At 65.0% G+C, this 17872-nt stretch carries 15 protein-coding genes; 12 read left to right on the forward strand and 3 right to left on the reverse strand.

The genetic code is table 11. The features are described 5' to 3' along the window. From NX784_RS03710 to NX784_RS03725, 4 genes are all read left to right on the forward strand, one after another. Positions 1-351, forward strand: a complete 351-nt coding sequence (locus tag NX784_RS03710; protein WP_258815343.1) for a hypothetical protein — start codon at positions 1-3, stop codon at positions 349-351. 102 nt (positions 352-453) lie between these two features. Beyond that, positions 454-1140, forward strand: a complete 687-nt coding sequence (lepB, locus tag NX784_RS03715; protein WP_258815344.1) for a signal peptidase I — start codon at positions 454-456, stop codon at positions 1138-1140. Positions 1141-1316: 176 nt separating this feature from the next. Next, positions 1317-2513 (forward strand): multidrug effflux MFS transporter, encoded by a 1197-nt coding sequence (locus NX784_RS03720; protein ID WP_258815345.1) that lies wholly within the window; start codon positions 1317-1319, stop codon positions 2511-2513. A gap of 68 nt (positions 2514-2581) precedes the next feature. After that, entirely contained in the window at positions 2582-4447 is a 1866-nt protein-coding gene (locus tag NX784_RS03725) for a GGDEF domain-containing protein (protein WP_258815346.1), read from the forward strand. 13 nt (positions 4448-4460) lie between these two features. On the opposite strand, the gene smpB is transcribed toward NX784_RS03725, so the two are convergent. After that, a complete protein-coding gene (gene smpB / locus NX784_RS03730; protein ID WP_056435493.1) occupies positions 4461-4910 on the reverse strand; it encodes an SsrA-binding protein SmpB in 450 nt (149 codons plus the stop codon). Positions 4911-4989: 79 nt separating this feature from the next. On the opposite strand from smpB, the gene NX784_RS03735 reads away from it, so the two are divergent. After that, positions 4990-5421 (forward strand): type II toxin-antitoxin system RatA family toxin, encoded by a 432-nt coding sequence (locus NX784_RS03735; protein WP_258815347.1) that lies wholly within the window; start codon positions 4990-4992, stop codon positions 5419-5421. Continuing rightward, positions 5414-5725: an RnfH family protein gene (locus NX784_RS03740; RefSeq protein ID WP_258815348.1), complete on the forward strand. Its 312-nt coding sequence runs from the start codon at positions 5414-5416 to the stop codon at positions 5723-5725. The genes NX784_RS03735 and NX784_RS03740 overlap by 8 nt, the downstream gene beginning before the upstream one ends. Here NX784_RS03740 and NX784_RS03745 read toward each other — a convergent pair whose 3' ends face one another. Further along, positions 5726-6262, reverse strand: a complete 537-nt coding sequence (locus NX784_RS03745) for a DUF4124 domain-containing protein (RefSeq protein WP_258815349.1) — start codon at positions 6260-6262, stop codon at positions 5726-5728. Between the two features lie 154 nt (positions 6263-6416). Between NX784_RS03745 and guaB the strand changes: the two genes are divergently transcribed. The 5 genes from guaB (at position 6417) to NX784_RS03770 (ending at position 13126) form a co-directional block, all read left to right on the forward strand. Continuing rightward, positions 6417-7877, forward strand: a complete 1461-nt coding sequence (gene guaB, locus NX784_RS03750) for an IMP dehydrogenase (protein ID WP_258815350.1) — start codon at positions 6417-6419, stop codon at positions 7875-7877. A gap of 54 nt (positions 7878-7931) precedes the next feature. Then, the gene (guaA, locus tag NX784_RS03755) at positions 7932-9542 is read left to right on the forward strand and encodes a glutamine-hydrolyzing GMP synthase (protein WP_258815351.1); all 1611 of its coding nucleotides are present in this window, start codon (positions 7932-7934) and stop codon (positions 9540-9542) included. 294 nt (positions 9543-9836) lie between these two features. After that, positions 9837-10238: an Arm DNA-binding domain-containing protein gene (locus NX784_RS03760; protein ID WP_258815352.1), complete on the forward strand. Its 402-nt coding sequence runs from the start codon at positions 9837-9839 to the stop codon at positions 10236-10238. Positions 10239-10393: 155 nt separating this feature from the next. After that, entirely contained in the window at positions 10394-11641 is a 1248-nt protein-coding gene (locus tag NX784_RS03765; protein WP_258815353.1) for an efflux RND transporter periplasmic adaptor subunit, read from the forward strand. A 9-nt stretch (positions 11642-11650) separates the two neighbouring features. Further along, positions 11651-13126 carry an efflux transporter outer membrane subunit gene (locus NX784_RS03770; protein WP_258815354.1) on the forward strand — a complete coding sequence of 492 codons (1476 nt, stop codon included), beginning with the start codon at positions 11651-11653 and terminating at the stop codon, positions 13124-13126. Positions 13127-13583: 457 nt separating this feature from the next. On the opposite strand, the gene NX784_RS03775 is transcribed toward NX784_RS03770, so the two are convergent. Further along, the gene (locus NX784_RS03775; protein WP_258815355.1) at positions 13584-15281 is read right to left on the reverse strand and encodes a hypothetical protein; all 1698 of its coding nucleotides are present in this window, start codon (positions 15279-15281) and stop codon (positions 13584-13586) included. Positions 15282-15401: 120 nt separating this feature from the next. Between NX784_RS03775 and NX784_RS03780 the strand changes: the two genes are divergently transcribed. Further along, on the forward strand, positions 15402-17798 hold the full coding sequence (locus NX784_RS03780) for a TonB-dependent receptor (protein WP_258815356.1): 2397 nt from the start codon (positions 15402-15404) through the stop codon (positions 17796-17798). Positions 17799-17872 lie beyond the last annotated feature (74 nt).

Here is a 17872-nt window from a genome sequence, read left to right on the forward strand (position 1 = left end):
ATGAGCCATCAGCGTGTCGTGTTGTGGGTGATGGTCCTGATGGCCGCGACGGGCTTGCTGGATGCGAGCCACGCCGACGATGCGGCGCAGCTGCACCTCGCGGTGGGCATCGCCGTCAGCTATCTGTGCTTCCGGTGGTACCGCGGCGACAGCGATGCGCGCGGCTACCGGCGGTCGCGCTGGCTCAGCGTTGCCCTCGTCGCGTTCACGGTGGCCACGATCCCGTACTACCTCGTGCGCAGCCGGCGCGACGGCGAACGGGGACAGGCGCTGCTTGCGTACGCGGCCTATCTCGCGGCGGCGGCGTTTGCCGTGTGGGTCGGCATGGCCGTCCACATCGGGCTCGCCTAGCCTGTCGGCCTGGCGCGTTTAATTCTCCATTAAGCCTGCCCCCGCCGAAGCCGCGTATAACACCTCGAAGCACGGCACAACACAACCAAAGCGGGGTCCTGAATGAAGAATTGGGTGCGTAACAACAAAGGTTTCCTGGCGTTTCTCGTCCTGTTCGGTGTGTTCCGCACGGCCGTGGCGGACTGGAATCCGATCCCGTCCGCGTCGATGCATCCGAACCTGCTGGAAGGCGACGTCGTACTCGTGAACCGCCTCGCGTTCGACCTGAAGGTGCCGCTGACGGACGTCGTGCTCGCGCACCTGGGCGAACCGCACCGCGGCGACATCGTCACGTTCCGCTCGCCGCGCGACCGCACGCTGCTCATCAAGCGCGTCGTCGCGCTGCCGGGCGACGTCGTCGAGATGCGCAACGAACGCCTGTACATCAACGGCCGCGGCGCCGACTACCGCGTGCTGGAGCAGTCGGTCGATTCCATTGGCGGCACGGCGATGCCCACGGTGCAGCTGGCCGAATCGTGGGACGGCAAGGCGGCGCAGCCGCGCCGCCACATCCAGATCATCCCGGACGTGACGGCGCCGCGCACGTTCGGCCCCGTCACCGTGCCGCAGGGCGAATACCTGATGCTGGGCGATAACCGCGACAACAGCGCCGACTCGCGCGTGATCGGCCTTGTGCCGCGCAAGCTTCTCGTGGGCCGCGCCGAGCGCGTGCTCGTCTCCGCCGACTACCAGGGCAACTGGATGCCGCGCACGGAACGTTTCGGCATGTCGCTGTACCGCCAGGACTGATTCTCCATCGCGTGCGCGCAGGCGGCACTGGCTGCGCCTGCGTGCCCTCGGTATGTGCGCGCGCCGCCGCCGGATAACCGCGGCGGCGCGCCGGGACGGTTCTTGCAATACCCGCTACAATTTCGTCTTCGGACGCTCGCATGGTGCAGTGCCGATGTTCCAATCAAGGCATGCATATGCAAAGACTCCTCACCGTCATCCTCGCCTGCCTCGGCATGGTGGGCGCCCTCGCGATCGACACCTATCTGCCGTCCATTCCCGCCATCGGCCGCGCGTTCGACGTGGGCCCCGTGGCCGTGCAGCAGACGCTGTCGGTGTTCCTGTTCATGTTCGCGTTCATGATGCTGTTCTACGGCACGCTGTCCGATTCGTTCGGCCGCCGTCCCGTGATCATGGTCGCGCTGACGATCTACACGCTGGCGTCCGCCGGCGCCGCGCTGGCGCCCACGTTCGGCTGGCTGCTGCTGTTCCGCGCGCTGCAGGGCATGTCGGCCGGCGCCGGTTCCGTCATCGGCCAGGCAATCGTGCAGGACCGCTTCAGCGGCGCCGACGCGCAGCGCATGATGTCGCACATCATGATGGTGTTCGGTCTCGCGCCCGCGATCGCGCCCGTGCTTGGGGGCTGGCTGCACGTGACGTTCGGCTGGCGCGCCACGTTCGTGTTCCTCGCGGTGTTCGGCACCGTGATGCTGCTCGCAAGCTGGCGCCTGCTGCCGGAAAGCCTGCCGCGCGAAAAGCGGCACGCGTTCCACGGCGTCGCGATCGCGCGCAACTACCTGAAGGTGCTGGGGCATCCGCAGTTCGTGCTGCTGTCGCTGTCCGTGGGCCTCGCGTTCGGTGGTCTTTCCCTGTACATCGGCTCCGCCGCGAATTTCGTGATGGTGATCCTGCACCTGCCCGAGACGGCGTTCGCGTGGATGTTCATTCCCCTGATCAGCGGCATGGTGATCGGCTCGGCCTGGGGCGGCAAGCGCGCAGCGCGCATCCCCGCGCCGCGCATGCGTGCGATCGGCTTTGTCACGATGCTGGTCGCGTGCGTACTGAATGTGGGTTATACGGCGCTCGCGGGCGATGCCGTCGCCGTGCCGTGGGCCGTGCTGCCGCTGATGGTCTACACGTTCGGCCTCGCCGTGGCGATGCCCGCGATCCAGGTGGGCGCGCTCGCGCTGTTCCCGGACAACCGCGGCCTCGCGTCGTCGATGCTCGCGTTCATCCAGATGATGTCGTTCGCGCTCGTCTCCGGCCTCGTTGCGCCGCTGCTGTTCGACAGCGCGTTCAAGCTCGCGTGCGGCGTGGCCGTGGGTCTCGTCGCCAGCTTCCTGGCCTGCCAGCTGGGGATGGCGCTCGCGCGCGGCCGAGTGGCGACGGCCTGAGCTGGCGCGCACGGCCGGCCGCGGACCCGATGATGTATATTGCCGGGATTGTCCACCGATCGTCGGCCATGCGCACTTCGCTTCGCATCTTCGTTTTCCGCCTGCTGCAGGCCGGCCTCGTCGCCGTGGTCGCGTGCGCGCCGGCCGCGGCGGATGTCCGGGCCCAGGTGGCGCAGGCGGAAAAGCTTGCGGACACCGACCCCGCCGCAGCGCTGCGCCAGCTCGACGCGCTCGCAGCAAAGGCGCGCGGCCGCTCCGAACGCGACCTGCTGGACGCGGAGGCGGCGCGCTGCTGGCTGCTGGCATACACGGAGCCTGCGCGCGCCATCGACCTCGCCGCCGCCTTGCTCGCCGACCCTGCCAACCATGACGCTCCGTATGTGCACGTGTGCCGCGGCTATGCTTACGAACGGTCGCAGCGCGTCGACGACGCGCTGGCCGAGTACGATCACGGCATCGAGCAGGGTCGCCGGACCGGCGACGACGCGGCCGTCGCGCGCGCCCTCGCGCTGCGCGGCGAGCAGCGCCACGTACGCGGCCTGTACGGCGATGCGATCGCCGACCTGCAGGAGGCGTACGCCATCGAACACCGCCTGGGCAACCGCGGCAACGAAAGCTATGTGCTGAACGCGCTGGCGAACCTGTACGGCGACGCCAACGTGCGCGACTTCGACGCCGCGCTCGACACGTACGCGCGGCTGCTGGCCGAGCATGAACAGGCGGGAAGCGAGCGCGAGCAGGCTACCGCGCACTTCAACATCGGCAGCACGCTCGAGAACATCGGCGACCTGGCTGGAGCCCGCAGCCACTTCGCCACCGCGCTGCGGCTGGACGAGGCGCGCGGCGCGGCCGCGGAGGAGATCGCCGAAGACAAGCGCGCGTACGGCGTCATCCTGTCCAAGTCGGGCGACCATGTGCACGCGCTCGCGCTGCTGGGCAAGGCGGCCACGCTGCTGCAGGTCCATGCGCCGGGCGACGCGGACGCCGTCGCGACGCTGCGGCTGTCGCGCGGCGCCGCGTACCGGCGCGCGGGCCGCCCGCTCGATGCGCTGGTCGACCTGGAAGCGGCACGCCGCTATTTCGCGGCCGGCGCCAACATGCGGTTCCTCGTCAAGGTCCACGAAGAGCGTGCCCTCGCGTTCGCGCAGGCCGGCGATTGGCGCGCCGCGTACGGCGCTCAGCGCGCGATGGGCGAGGCGCAGCGCGACATCGAGAAGCAGACGCAGGACGAACGCACGGCGCGCCTGCGCGTGCAGTTCCAGTCCGAGCAGGCGCGCCTGCGCAACGCGGAGCTGCAATACCAGAACACGCTGCAGCGGCGCGACCTCGACGCCGCGCGCCACATACGGCGCTGGCAATACGTCGCGCTCGGCGCGTGCGCGGGACTGGTCGTGATGCTCAGCATCGTGGCTGTGCGCCAGCGCCGCTTCAGCCGGCGCATGCGCGACCTCGCGCTGACGGACGAATTGACCCGCCTGCCGAACCGCCGCCACTTCATGGCGCTCGCCGACGAGGCGTGCGCACGGAGCGGCCCGCTGGCACTGGCCGCGCTCGACATCGATCACTTCAAGCGCATCAACGACCGCCACGGCCACGCGGCCGGCGACGTCGTGCTGCAGCGGGTCGCGCACGCGCTGCGTGTGGCGCTGCGGCCGGGCGACGCGATCGGCCGCACGGGGGGCGAGGAATTCCTTGCGCTGCTCGTCGGCGCGACGGAAGACGATGCGGTGGGTGCGGCGGAGCGGCTGCGGGCAGCGGTCGGGGACATCGATTGCGCCGGCCTGCCGGCAGGCGTGCGGCCCAGCATCAGCATCGGCGTCGCGGCTTGGCTCGGCCCGGACGACACGCTCGACGCGCTGTGCCGGCGCGCGGACGCGGCGCTGTACGCCGCGAAGGAGGGCGGCCGCAACCGCGTGGAGCTGGCCGCGGCCTGACGGTGGGCGCCGCTCAGCGGCGGTGTTGCTTCATCGCCTTGTCGACTTCGCGCTTGGCGTCGCGGTCCCTCTCGGTGTCGCGCTTGTCGTGCTGCTTCTTGCCCTTCGCGAGGCCGACTTCGCATTTCACGCGGCCGCCCTTGAAGTGCAGGTTGAGGGGAACGAGGGTGTAGCCGGACCGCTCGACCTTGCCGACGAGCTTGTCGATCTCGGCCTTGTGCAGCAGCAGCTTGCGGGTGCGCAGCGCTTCCGGATGGCTCCAGGCCGACGCCGTCGTGAGGGCGCTGATGTGGGCGCCGAACAGGTACAGCTCGCCGTTGCGCACGACGACGTACGCTTCCTTGATTTGCACGCGGCCGTCGCGGATCGCCTTCACTTCCCACCCTTCCAGCACGAGGCCGGCTTCGTAGCGGTCCTCGATGAAGTAGTCGAAAAAGGCTTTTTTATTGTCAATAATACTCATGAAATCGCTAATTTGCGCGCGTCGGTTAAACTATCGTTGAAAATGCAACGTAACCAACATCATAACAAACGGTTGACCAATGGCAGTAGTGCACAAATCAGTTTTCCTCGGGTACAGCGCCGAACAGATGTTCGACCTCGTGGCGAAAGTCGAGGACTATCCGAAATTCCTCCCCTGGTGCAGCGGCGTCAAAGTGCTCGAGCGCGGCGACGACAAGCTGGTGGCCTGCCTGCAGATCAATTTCCACGGCGTTAAGCAAAGTTTCACGACGTCGAACCACAACCAGCGCCCGACGCAGATGAAGATGCACCTCGTCGATGGCCCGTTCAAGATGCTGGAAGCCACGTGGAGCTTCAAGGCGCTGCGCGCCGACGCCTGCAAGATCGAGTTCGACATGCAGTACGAGTTCTCGAGCGTCATCCTCGAGCAGCTGGTCGGCCCCGTGTTCGGCATGATCGCCAATACGATGGTCGATTCGTTCTGCAAGCGCGCCGAGGTTATCTATGGCTGAGGCGGCGGAATTGCAAGTGGTCGTGGCGTATGCGACGGCGCAGGACGAGTTCGTCCGTCCGCTGCGTGTCGCGCCGGGCACGACGGTCGGCCAGGCCATCGAGCAGAGCGGCGTGCTGGCCAGCTTCCCGGACATCAATCTGGTGACGCAGCCCGTGGGCATCTACGGCAAGAAGAAGACGCTGGACACGGTCTTGCGCGAGCGCGACCGCATCGAGATCTATCGCCCGCTCGTGGCGGACCCGAAGGATTCGCGGCGCAAGCGCGCGGCCAAGAAGCAGGGCAGCCAAGCTCCTGCGGCGTAGTTATTGGGGCGGGCAGTCGGCCAGCACGCGCCGCGCCCGTGCGAGACGGGCCGCCTTGTCCTCGTCCGTCAGCACGGCGCGTTCGCCTTTTTCGTTCACGCCGATCATGCGCCGCGTCTTCCTCATCAACTGTTCCTCTTCGCGCGCGGCCGCGCAGGCGTTCGCGTGCTCGGCCTTGAGCCGCGCTTCGTCCGCAGCCTTCTTCGTGTCGGCCTCGCGCTGCGCGGCGCGTTCGCGGTAGGCCGCTTCGCGGTCGGCCAACGTCGGCTGCGCGTGCTTCGCGCCCGCTGCCGGCGCGGACTTGTCGGGCGGGTTGCCCGCATCCGTCGCCGGTGGCGGTACCTCGACCGGTGTCGATGCAGTGGCCGAGCGCGGCGCCTGCAGGATGCGCGATGCGGGCGTGCCCACCGGCGGCGGGCGGTCGGAGAATACGCGCGTGCCGTGCTCGTCGATCCACGAGTATTGGGCGTGCGCGTGCGCGGCGAGCAGCAGCGCCGCGCCGGCGCACAGCGCGCGCAAACAGCGGATTGGTTTCATCGGATTATTTCCTTGCGTCATACCTCGATTTCGCCATGCCGCGCGTGCACTGTCAATTGCCGCATTGCGGTAATTCCGGTCGTTTTTTGGCAAGCCGGCGACGTTTTCCTAGAGTTTCTGTATAATTCGCTTTTGCGCCTATAGGAAATCAACTATGCGTCTTCTCCAGAAAGCACTCACGTTCGATGACGTGCTGCTCGTCCCGGCCTACTCCAACGTCCTCCCGGCCAATACGTCCCTGCGCACGAAGCTGACCCGGAATATCTCGCTGAACATTCCGCTGCTGTCCGCCGCCATGGACACCGTGACCGAAGCCCGCCTCGCGATCGCGATGGCGCAAGAGGGCGGTATCGGCATCATCCACAAGAATCTTCGTCCGGCCGACCAGGCGCGCGAAGTCGCGCGTGTCAAGCGTTTCGAAGCGGGCGTGCTGCGCGACCCGATCACGATCCCGCCGACGATGAAGATCCGCGAAGTCCTCGCGCTGGCCCAGCAACACGGCATCAGCGGCTTCCCGGTCGTGGAGGGCAAGCAGGTCGTCGGCATCATCACGAACCGTGACCTGCGTTTCGAGGAAGACCTGGACGCCGAGGCGCGCGCCAAGATGACCCCGCGCGACAAGCTCGTGTACGTCAAGGAAGACGCCGGCACGGACGAGGCGAAGCGCCTGATGAACAAGTACCGCCTGGAGCGCGTGCTGGTCGTCAACGACGAGTTCGAACTGCGCGGCCTCATCACCGTCAAGGACATCCTGAAGTCGCACGAGCACCCGAACGCATCGAAGGATGCGCAGGGCAAGCTGATCGTGGGCGCGGCCGTGGGCGTGGGCGACAAGGACAAGGAACGCGTCGAGCTGCTGGTGAAGGCCGGCGTCGACGTGCTGGTGGTCGATACGGCGCACGGCCACTCGCAGGGCATCCTTGACCGCGTGAAATGGATCAAGACGACATATCCGCACGTCGACGTCATCGGCGGCAACATCGCGACGGCGGCTGCCGCACGCGCGCTGGTGGAAGCGGGCGCGGACGCCGTCAAGGTCGGCATCGGTCCCGGCTCCATCTGCACGACGCGTATCGTGGCGGGCGTGGGCGTGCCGCAGATCACGGCGATCTCGAACGTGGCCGAAGCGCTGGCCGGCACGGGCGTGCCGTGCATCGCCGACGGCGGCATCCGCTACTCGGGCGACATCTCGAAGGCGCTGGCCGCCGGTGCGCACACGGTCATGATGGGCTCCATGTTCGCGGGCACGGAAGAGGCGCCGGGCGAAGTGATCCTGTATCAGGGCCGCAGCTACAAGGGCTACCGCGGCATGGGTTCGCTGGGCGCGATGGCGGAAGGCTCGGCCGACCGCTACTTCCAGGAAGCGTCGAGCAAGGCCGACAAGTTCGTCCCGGAAGGCATCGAAGGCCGCGTCGCCTACAAGGGCAGCGTGCTGGCGATCATCTACCAGCTGGTCGGCGGCGTGCGGCAGTCGATGGGCTATTGCGGTTGCGCGACGATCGAAGAACTGCGCGAGAAGGCGGAGTTCGTCGAGATCACGTCGGCGGGCATGCGTGAATCGCACGTGCACGACGTGCAGATCACCAAAGAAGCGCCGAACTACCGTACGGAATAAGATCCCCGAACGCGGCCTGCGGGCCGCGTTTTTGCATTTACCATCGAAAACTACATGCACTCGAAAATCCTCATCCTCGACTTCGGTTCCCAGGTTACCCAACTGATCGCCCGCCGCGTGCGCGACGCCGGCGTGTTCTCCGAGGTCTTCCCCTACGACATCGGCGACGACTTCGTCCGCAACTACGGCGCCTCGGGCGTGATCCTGTCCGGCAGCCACAACTCCACGTTGGAAGGCGACTCGCCGCGCGCGCCGCAAGCCGTGTTCGAACTGGGCGTGCCCGTGCTGGGCATCTGCTACGGCATGCAGACGATGGCCGCGCAGCTGGGCGGCAAGGTCGAGAACGGCAAAGTGCGCGAATTCGGCTACGCCGAAGTGCGCGCCCGCGGCCACACGAAACTGCTGAACGACATCAACGACTTCGTCACGGACGAAGGCCACGGCATGCTGAAAGTCTGGATGAGCCACGGCGACAAGGTCCTCGACATGCCGCCGGGCTTCAAGCTGATGGGCTCGACGCCCAGCTGCCCGATCGCCGCCATGGCCGACGAGGAGCGCAACTTCTACGCGCTGCAATTCCACCCGGAAGTGACGCACACGACGCAGGGTGAAGCCATCATCGGCCGCTTCGTGCACGAGATCTGCGGCTGCAAGAGCGACTGGAACATGCCGGACTACATCTTTGAGGCCGTCGAGAAGATCCGCGCGCAAGTGGGCACCGATGAAGTGATCCTGGGCCTGTCGGGCGGCGTCGATTCGAGCGTCGCCGCCGCGCTGATCCACCGCGCCATCGGCGACCAGCTGACCTGCGTCTTCGTCGACCACGGCCTGCTCCGCAAGGACGAGGGCAAGATGGTCATGGACATGTTCTCGAAGAACCTGGGCGTGAAAGTGCTGCGCATCGACGCGTCCGACCAGTTCATGGGCCACCTGGCCGGCGTCAACGACCCGGAGCAGAAGCGCAAGATCATCGGCCGCGAATTCGTCGAAGTGTTCCAGGAGCAGGCCAAGCAGCTGACGAGCGCCCGCTGGCTGGCGCAGGGCACGATCTATCCGGACGTGATCGAATCGGCCGGCAAGGGCAAGAAGGGCCAGACGATCAAGAGCCACCACAACGTAGGCGGCCTGCCGGAGACGCTGAACCTCAAACTGCTGGAACCGCTGCGCGAGCTGTTCAAGGACGAGGTGCGCAAGCTGGGCGTCGCGCTGGGCCTGCCGCACGACATGGTGTACCGCCACCCGTTCCCGGGCCCGGGCCTGGGCGTGCGCATCCTCGGCGAAGTGAAGCGCGAGTTTGCCGACCTGCTGCGCGAAGCCGACGCGATTTTCATCGAAGAACTGCGCAACACGCCGTTCGAATCGCCGCGCGTGCCGGGCATCGACGCGGGCAAGGCGCCCGTCAACTGGTACGAAGCGACGTCGCAGGCGTTCGCCGTGTTCCTGCCGGTGAAATCGGTGGGCGTGATGGGCGACGGCCGCACCTACGAATACGTCGTGGCGCTGCGCGCCGTGCAGACGCTCGACTTCATGACGGCGCAGTGGGCGCACCTGCCGCACGAGTTGCTCGGGAAGGTGTCGAACCGCATCATCAACGAAGTCCGCGGTATCAATCGCGTCGTGTATGACATTTCGGGGAAACCGCCGGCGACGATTGAGTGGGAATGATTCGCAGCCCGGCAGTAGCTGGCAAGCTCAGGCATTTTGAATGAACTAAGCCCCTGATTTAAGGGGCTTTTTTCTTTTCTGGACGGCAGGGTCCGGCAATAGTGAGCAGCATCTAGCGTCATCTTTTGATGGTATCGGTCATGGCGCGATCTCAGGGCTGTACCATCGTTCAGAGTATATACCATGTTGTATACGCTCACTCAAACATGGTACGAGATTCTTCTAAGTTGCTGAATTTATAGGAAACATCGGCATCAAAACCGGTGCTCGCAAACATGGTATTAGGAGGCGCTCATGCTGACAGACACAGCCCTGCGCAGTCTCAAGCCGAAGGAGAATCCCTACAAGGTTTCGGACAGGGACAGACTATACGTTTATGTGCTAGCTTCTGGAACGATTTTGTTCCGGTACAACTATTCGATCAACGGTAGACAAGAGACCCTTGTGCTCGGACGCTACGGACCTGGAGGGATAAAGTTTGCCGAAACCAGGGAGCTGTTGATAGAGGCGAAGAAGGGACTGGCCGCGGGCAGATCGCCGGCCCGGCAGAAGGCCTCGGTCACGGAGCGTAAGCGGGATGAAAATACCTTTGGTGAATGGGGAGAGGAGTGGCTTGAGAAGTATGATGGCAGAATCGACCAGGGACATGCGGCGCGGCGTACAAGCGCGACCTGGAGCGGCCATTCGGGAAACTGAAGCTAGAAGAAGTCAGTGAGGTTGAGTTGAGACGCTTGTGTGTCCGCATCGTAGAACGATCGCGGCGAGAGACCGATGGGCACACATTGCAGTGGCGAAGGGGGCAGCCCGCTCTCGGAATGTGTGTATACTCAGAATTTTTCTAATGTAGTCCCATGCCTGCCGATCAACAAGACAGAACATCGCCCTTGGCCAGCCGCGCGCAGCGCGTGTCTTCCCGCGACGTGGCAGCGGCTCTGCTTTCCCTGGCTGCTGTGCTCGGGCCCAGCCCCGCGTTGGCGCAAGCAACCAAACCGTCACCGCCCGCGGCCTCAGCCGCGCCCGTCAAGCTCGACACCGTCACCGCGCGCCGCGGCGACATCCAGCAGACGGTCGACGCGACCGGCAAGCTTCAACTCCACACCTGGGCCGACGCGTACGCCCAGATTGGCGGACAGGTGAAAGAGGTGTCCGTCGCCATCGGTGACACGGTCCAGGCCGACCAGGCCCTGCTCGACATCACGCCGACTCAACAACCCGCCAAAGTCGAAAGCAATCGTGCGCAGATGGCCCGACTGCAGGCGGATCTGGCCGACCAGCGCGCGCAACTTGAATTCGCCCAGCTTCAGTTCAAACGCCAGACCCAGCTGAAAGCGCAAAACGCGACCCGCGAGGATGTCTTCGAATCGGCGCGGATGAACGCATCATCGGCAAACGCGCGCGTCGATGCGATCACGGCGCAGATCCACGAACTCGAAGCAACATTGAAAATCGATGAGGAAGCGCGTCAGAAAACGATCGTAAGGTCGCCGATTTCCGGCACCGTGGTGTCGATGGCGGTTCGCACGGGACAAATGGTCGCTGCCGCGCAACCTGCCGCACCCTTGCTCCGGATTGCCGACCTGTCGGAAATGACAGTGGCCGCGCTCGTTGCGGAAAGCGATGTGACGCGCTTGCGGCCCGGCATGGCAGCGAGTTTCACGACCCCTGGCTATCCCGGAAAACACTGGTCGGGAAAGCTGCGCCAAGTCATTCCCGTCCCGGCCGACGGCACGGGCGAGCAGGGCAAGCAGGCCTTTTATACTGTCCTGTTCGAGGTCAAGAATCCGGATCACGAACTGATGAGCGGCATGAGTGCGCAGGTGCAGTTCGTCGTCGCGCAGGCGCGCGATACGTTGCTGCTGCCGGCGAACGGCCTCGGTGCGCAGGACGAGGACGGCCAGTACAACGTCAATGTGCTCGACGCGGGCCAACACGTCGGCGCCCGCAAGGTGAAAGTCGGATTGCGCAATGTGCAGCAGGTGCAGATCCTGTCCGGCTTGGCCGCAGGCGACAAGGTGCTGGTCGGCCCCGTGCCGAATGTGCTTGCGACGCCGGCTGGGCCGGATGCCGGCACGAAGTCCCCCAACGTATCGGGCTCCTGAGGCACACCGATGACACACCGCGCCTTGACGCTGACATTGTTGGCTTGCTCCGTGCTGACGGGATGCGCCAGCCATGCTCCCATCACCGAGCCGCCGCCCAAGGTCGACTTGCCGACCGGTTGGACTGTCGCCGGAGCGCCGGCCGCCGGAACGCCGGCCGCCGGAGCGCCGGCCGCCGGAACGCCCGCCGCCGGCACGCCGGACCATCAGGAGTGGCCTGACAAGAATTGGTGGCAGCGGTTTGGGAGCCCTGAACTGACGCATCTTGTCGACGAAGGCCAGTCCAGCAATCTGGAACTCGCGGGCGCGCTGGCACGCGTGAAGCAGGCCGAGGCCGAGGCGCGCATTGCCGGCGTGTCTTTGCTGCCGACCGCAAATTTTTACGGCGACGCGAGCCGCGCCGTGCCGATTGGAAGCGGCAGGGCGAGCACCTCCGCCGGCGGTTCGTTGCAAGTGTCCTACGAAGTCGATTTCTGGGGCAAGAACAAGGCGAGCGTGGCGTCCGCGGAAGCGTCGCTCGCGGCCAATCGTTTCGACCGTCAGACCGTCGCATTGACGGTTACCAGCGGCATCGTTTCGACGTATCTGCAGGTGTTGTCGCTGCACGACCGGCTTGCCGTCGCGCGCGAGCACGTTGCGAACGCCGAACATGTGCTGAAGCTGGTCGAGGTCCAACAAAGCGCGGGTGCCGCCTCGACGCTCGATCTCGCACGCCAGCGGTCCGCCGTCGCGCAGCAAAAATCGGACATACCGGACTTGATGCAGCAGGAGCGCGAAGCGCAGTCGGCGCTGGCAATCCTGCTCGGTAAAACGCCGCAGACATTCTCCGTCGGCCAGCATGGACTGGACACGATCACCTTGCCCGAGGTGTCCCCGGGCTTGCCGTCCGAGCTCCTGTCGCGCCGGCCCGATATCCGCCGCGCCGAGGCCAACCTGGCTGCCGCCGATGCCAACGTCGCCGTCGCTCGGGCAAACCTGTTCCCCAGCATTAACCTCACCGGGGCGATGGGCGCGCAAAGCAGCGCCTTGCTGTCGCTGCTCAATGCGCCGAATCTGCTCGCCAATGTCAGTGCCTCGCTGATGGCGCCGATTTTCGATGGCGGCCGGCTGAAGCGGGAACGCGACCTCGCCATCGCCCGAAAACAGGAATTGGTCCAGGTGTATCGCGCGACCGTGATCACCGCCTTGTCGGAAGTGGATACGGCGCTGGGCCAGATACGCAGCCTGGATGAGCAGCAGCGCTTCAAGACAGCCGAACTGGAGCAGGCGCGCCAGGCGTACGACCTGGCGGAAATCCGATACAAGTCGGGCGCCGAAGATTTGATGACGGTTCTCGATACGCAGCGCGCGTTATCGGACGTGCAGAACGATATGGGGAAATTGAAACTGAAACGCCTGCAGGCGACGGTCTCCTTGTATAAGGCACTCGGCGGTGGCTGGAAGGACGATCAACGCCAAGGCAGTTCGCCGCCCGCAACAACTTGATCGATGGTGGCGGGGCGGCCGGACTGACGCCCTGGTCGATCGCCAGTTCGGTGCTCACGCGGCTAAGCAGGTTGCCTTCAAACCGGGGAAGTCCCCGCCAGATACGCTGTTACCGAACCGCGCTCGGCCAAGAAGTTTAGACTCCGGAGTACCGCTTGCTTCACATGAAAAGTTCGGCGAATCATTTCTCGGTTACTCAGCGTAGCCGGTAGCGAGATTTCCAATGCAGGTTGGGTGTCGCGATTCTTCAGGCATGCAATTCTTTCCTTCGACTTTTCGCCGCGACCGAATTGCACATTGTCGTCGGTGACGGCGCCGCGGCGCCGGCATTTTCCATGATGGCTTATGCGTTGCCGGCCACATCGCGCGGAAAACGCTGAAATATGTCATTCGTGGCATTGCCTGTTTTGGCGATCAGATATTGCAGCGCCGCCCCACCAATGCGGACCGCAAAGCGTCAGGGCGCGCTCGGCGTCGAGGTCGACAGCAAATTCATCACCTCGCTCGTGCTCTTGCCTGCCTTGATCGCTTCGAGCGCCTTTTGGACGCGCGCCGCCCAGGCCCGGTTGTGCGGATCGTTGCCCAATGGGGCCAGCGCAGCGGCGGCCTTGTCGCGCCGGTTGTTGCGCAGATTGACCCAGCAATCGAAGGAGGCGTATTCCCATACGGACGGCGCCAGGTAATGCGCACTGTCGGCGGCATTCAGCACGTTCGCATCCGGGTAATCCGGCTTGTTGCCGAAGCTGCGCGCCAGGTAGTACAGGTTCGCGGCGTCGAGCTTTTTGGTGCGGTAGGCGGCAATGAAGAACGTACGGGCCTGGTCCATGCGTTCGGATTTCGCCGCGCCTTCCGCTCGCTCGGCCTGGGCGAAACGCACGCGCCCCATCAGGTAATTCACCTCGAAATCGTCGGGGCGGGTAGCTTGGATCTCGGTGAGCGCTGCTTCCGCTTCGCCGAGTTCGCCAAACAGCAACTGCGCCTTTGCCAGTTCGAGGCGGTATTGCGGATCGCCGGCGAGCGCCGTCTTCTGGGCCGCGATGCCTGCGAGGAGCGCCTTGCCGTACTCCCATGTGGGGCAGGTCGTCAGGAGTGACGCCTTCAGCACGTATTGCTCGGCACCCTTGGGCAGGCGCGTGACGCGGACCGACGACTCCGGATAATCAGCAATCGGCACGTTCATGAAAAACATGTTGTCGCTGTAGCGCTGCAGCACACGTTGCAGCGTATCGATCTTGATGCCGGTGGCGCTCTCCCAACTGGCAATGGGATCGCCGCCGCCGCCCGCCGCGTTGAAATAGGCATACAACGCCTTGGTGCGCGCGGGATCGCTGAGCATGTAGTGCGCGAGCAGCCAGGACTGCGCGTAGAAGCGCCACATGGTGCGCGGATCGGCATCCTTGTCGCCGTCGATGCGGAATTTCGGATCGATGATCTTGTCGAAGCCGATCCAGTTTTCCTTGGCCAGCGTGTAGTTGCGCATGGTCGAGGATTCGCCGATGGAGATCGAGCCGCGGTCCGGATAAGCGGTGCTCAGGTATTCCGCGAATCCTTCGACGAACCAGGCCGGGTAATAGGTGCGCGCATGCTGGAACATCACGTGGTGCGCATATTCGTGAAACAGCGTCGTCAGGTTAGTCTCCTGTTGGCCGTAACCCGGTGCCTTCGCGTACGCGATGCTACCCTCGCCGCAGTGGAAATACACGCCGCCCACGTTGTCGGAGAAATTCGGGCGCACCACTTTCATCTGCTCCGGATCGGCAAGCAGATAGATCTGGAACTTCGCCTGCGTCGTGCCCCCGGCTCCGCCCAGAAGCAGGTTCGTCAGCGCGTGGAACGCTTCGAGCTTCTGGACGTAGCCGACCGTCTTGGCTTCCGTCGTGCTGCTGGTGATGACGAAATGCTCGGACTCAGCCCGCACCCAGTTTTCGGCGGCAGCGGCCGATGCGCCCAGGCAGGCGGACAGCGCAAGAACCTGCAGGCATTTCCCCAGCAATTTCATCGATTGATCCTTATTGAATATTTGCGATTCACATAAATCGTCGCGTGCCGGCACGATGGCACATTGGCAATTAGTTCCTGCTGTCAATACTACCGCAGCTCCGGCCGTCTGTGCATCTAAGTTTGGAATGCGGGACCATAGGGTCGGCTCCGTCACTGCTCATCGAATGGGATGTAGTGCGTTGTCGCGCCCAAACGGTTATGCTGCGTGCTGCAAAGTATCGAATTGTTGCATGGACCCATGATGAAGATGAAGCAGAGGAGTTTGCGCGGAGGTATGAAGCCACATGCCGTCAGTCTTGCACTGACCACGACGGTTGCGGCCGCGGGCGTGCCGGCAGTCTGTCACGCTCAAGACAGCGTGCCAGTGGTCATGGTCACGGCGCAGAGCCGCAATCAGCAAATCCAGAACGTGCCGATCGCCATGCAGACGTTGGCCGGCAACGCGCTCAAGGATGTCGGCGTCGCCAACCTGGCCGACATGGACGCGTTCGTCCCGGGCTTGACGGTCGATGCGCTGCAATCGACCCGTCCTCTCATCTTCCTGCGTGGCGTCGGCACCGAGGACTACGGCATCGGCACGGACTCGCCGGTCGGTATCTACACGGACTCCGTGTACGTCGGCAAGACCGGCGGCGCGCTGCTGAACTTCATCGACGTCAAGCGGATCGAGGTGTTGAAAGGTCCGCAGGGTACGTTATTCGGACGCAATGCGGCCGCAGGCGTCATTTCCATTGTCACCAACGACCCGGTCGAGCGGCTCGAAGCCAGCGGACTGGTCCGAGTGGGAAACCGTGGGGCCGTCCATGCCGAGATGCTCTACAACACGCCGCTGGCCGAGGGGCTGGCGCTGCGCATCGCGGCGATCGACCAGCGGGACAACGGCTGGGCCCGCAACACGTTCAACGGTCAGCGCAAGGGCGACGACGGCGTCAGCGGCTTGCGCGCCGCCCTGCGCTGGCGGCGCGACGACACCGACGCCATTCTCGGCTGGCAGCACGAGGTCATGCGCGTGTCCGGCCCGCCCGTATTTTCCCTCACGGGTGGGAAGATCGACTTCGGCGGACCCTCGACCTGGGTCGATCCGCGCAAGCAGGCGCTGGCCAACGACGCCTCGCCCGATGCCCAGTCGCGCACGTTCGACGGCGTCACGCTGCGTGTGACGACGCCGCTGCGCCACGCGACGCTGAGCAGCATCACCGCGTACCGCCACTTCAACACGCAGAACTGGCAGGACAATGACGGCTCGGCGAATCCGGCTGCGTATATCGGCATCGGCAACGTCGAATCGAATTCGACCTGGCAGCAGGAGTTCAAGTTGAGCGGGCAGACCGGCGCGCTCGACTGGGTGGGGGGCGTCAGCGCCTACCGCGAGCGCGCCGTCCAGGCGGAGAAAGTGGACTTGACGACCCTTTCGCTGGATACGCTGATTCGCCACGCGGCCGGCAGCGCACCATACGCGACCCTGACCAGCCTCGCCCAGGGCATCGGCCGTGCCTCCGGTAATGGCGTGCTGCAAGGACTGAGCCTCGCCGGCCTGCCGTGGCGCGAGAGCATCTACGACAGGGGCGCATACCGTGCTTATGCCGCATATGGCGACATGCTTTGGCATCTGGACCCGGTCACCAACCTCACGCTTGGCGGCCGCTTCACGCACGATGACAAGACCTTCAGCTGGTATAACCCGCCGCGTACCGCGACCGAGCTCGACGCACGTCTCGCCGTCATGCGGCAAGCACAGCTGTTTCCGACCGCTGTCGCCCTGAAACTGCTGACCCCGCAACAGGCGGCGTCGCTGCAGGCAGTCGTCGCACGCAATGTCGAGTTCAGCAACGCCGTATCGAGCGCCACGCCGTTCCCGGCCTCGAGGAGCTGGAATAACTTCAGTCCGCGCATCGTTCTGGACCGTCATCTGACGCCGGACCGCATGGTGTACGGCTCGTGGAGCAAGGGCTATCTCGCCGGCGGTTTCGATGCCCTCGGGGTCAATGGCTATTACGACCAGGAACTGGTGACAAATATCGAGATCGGCATCAAGGGGCAACTGCGTGCGCTGGGCGTGTCCTACGATGCGTCGATCTTCCATTACGACTACACGAACCTGCAAAGCCTCATCCTGGTGCCGGGCAATGCCGGGGCCGGGGTGCCCAGCTACCAGGTCGTCAACAGCGACCAGCGCGCCACGGGCGCCGAGCTGAACGCGCAGTGGACCGTCAACCGGATCTGGCGCCTGAACGGCGCGCTGGCCTATCTCGACCAGACCTATGCGAACTACGTGTCGCCGACGGGTGTCAGGCTGGACGGGCAGCCGGTCGGGGCACCCCGCCTGAGCGCCACTGCCGGCGCCACCGCGCGCTGGCCGCTGTGGGCGGGCACGGCGGACTTCAACCTGATGCTCGGCTACATCGGCGCGCGGCGCTGCAATGCCGACACGACGGCGCAGGGAACGTGCAGCCCCGAGGGCAATGTCGACACCGGCGCGGCACGCGAGAAAGTCGACATGCGCCTCGGCTGGTCGGCGCCGTCCGGGAACTGGGGCGTGGGCGTGGTCGTGACGAACCTCACGAACAGGCAATACGTAACGGTCAGCACACTGGGTGCGGTCGTAGGCTCGCCTTACAGCTATGTGTCCAAGCCGCGTACGATCGCGCTTGAACTGCGTGGCGCCTTGTAAGCGATGACCCGATGTGAGGAGGGCGGCGGCAGATCCGTTCCCGCGCTTACGCCGCAGCCATTCTCCCGCTAACC

This window comes from Massilia pinisoli, assembly GCF_024753285.1.
GTDB lineage: Bacteria > Pseudomonadota > Gammaproteobacteria > Burkholderiales > Burkholderiaceae_D > Telluria > Telluria pinisoli.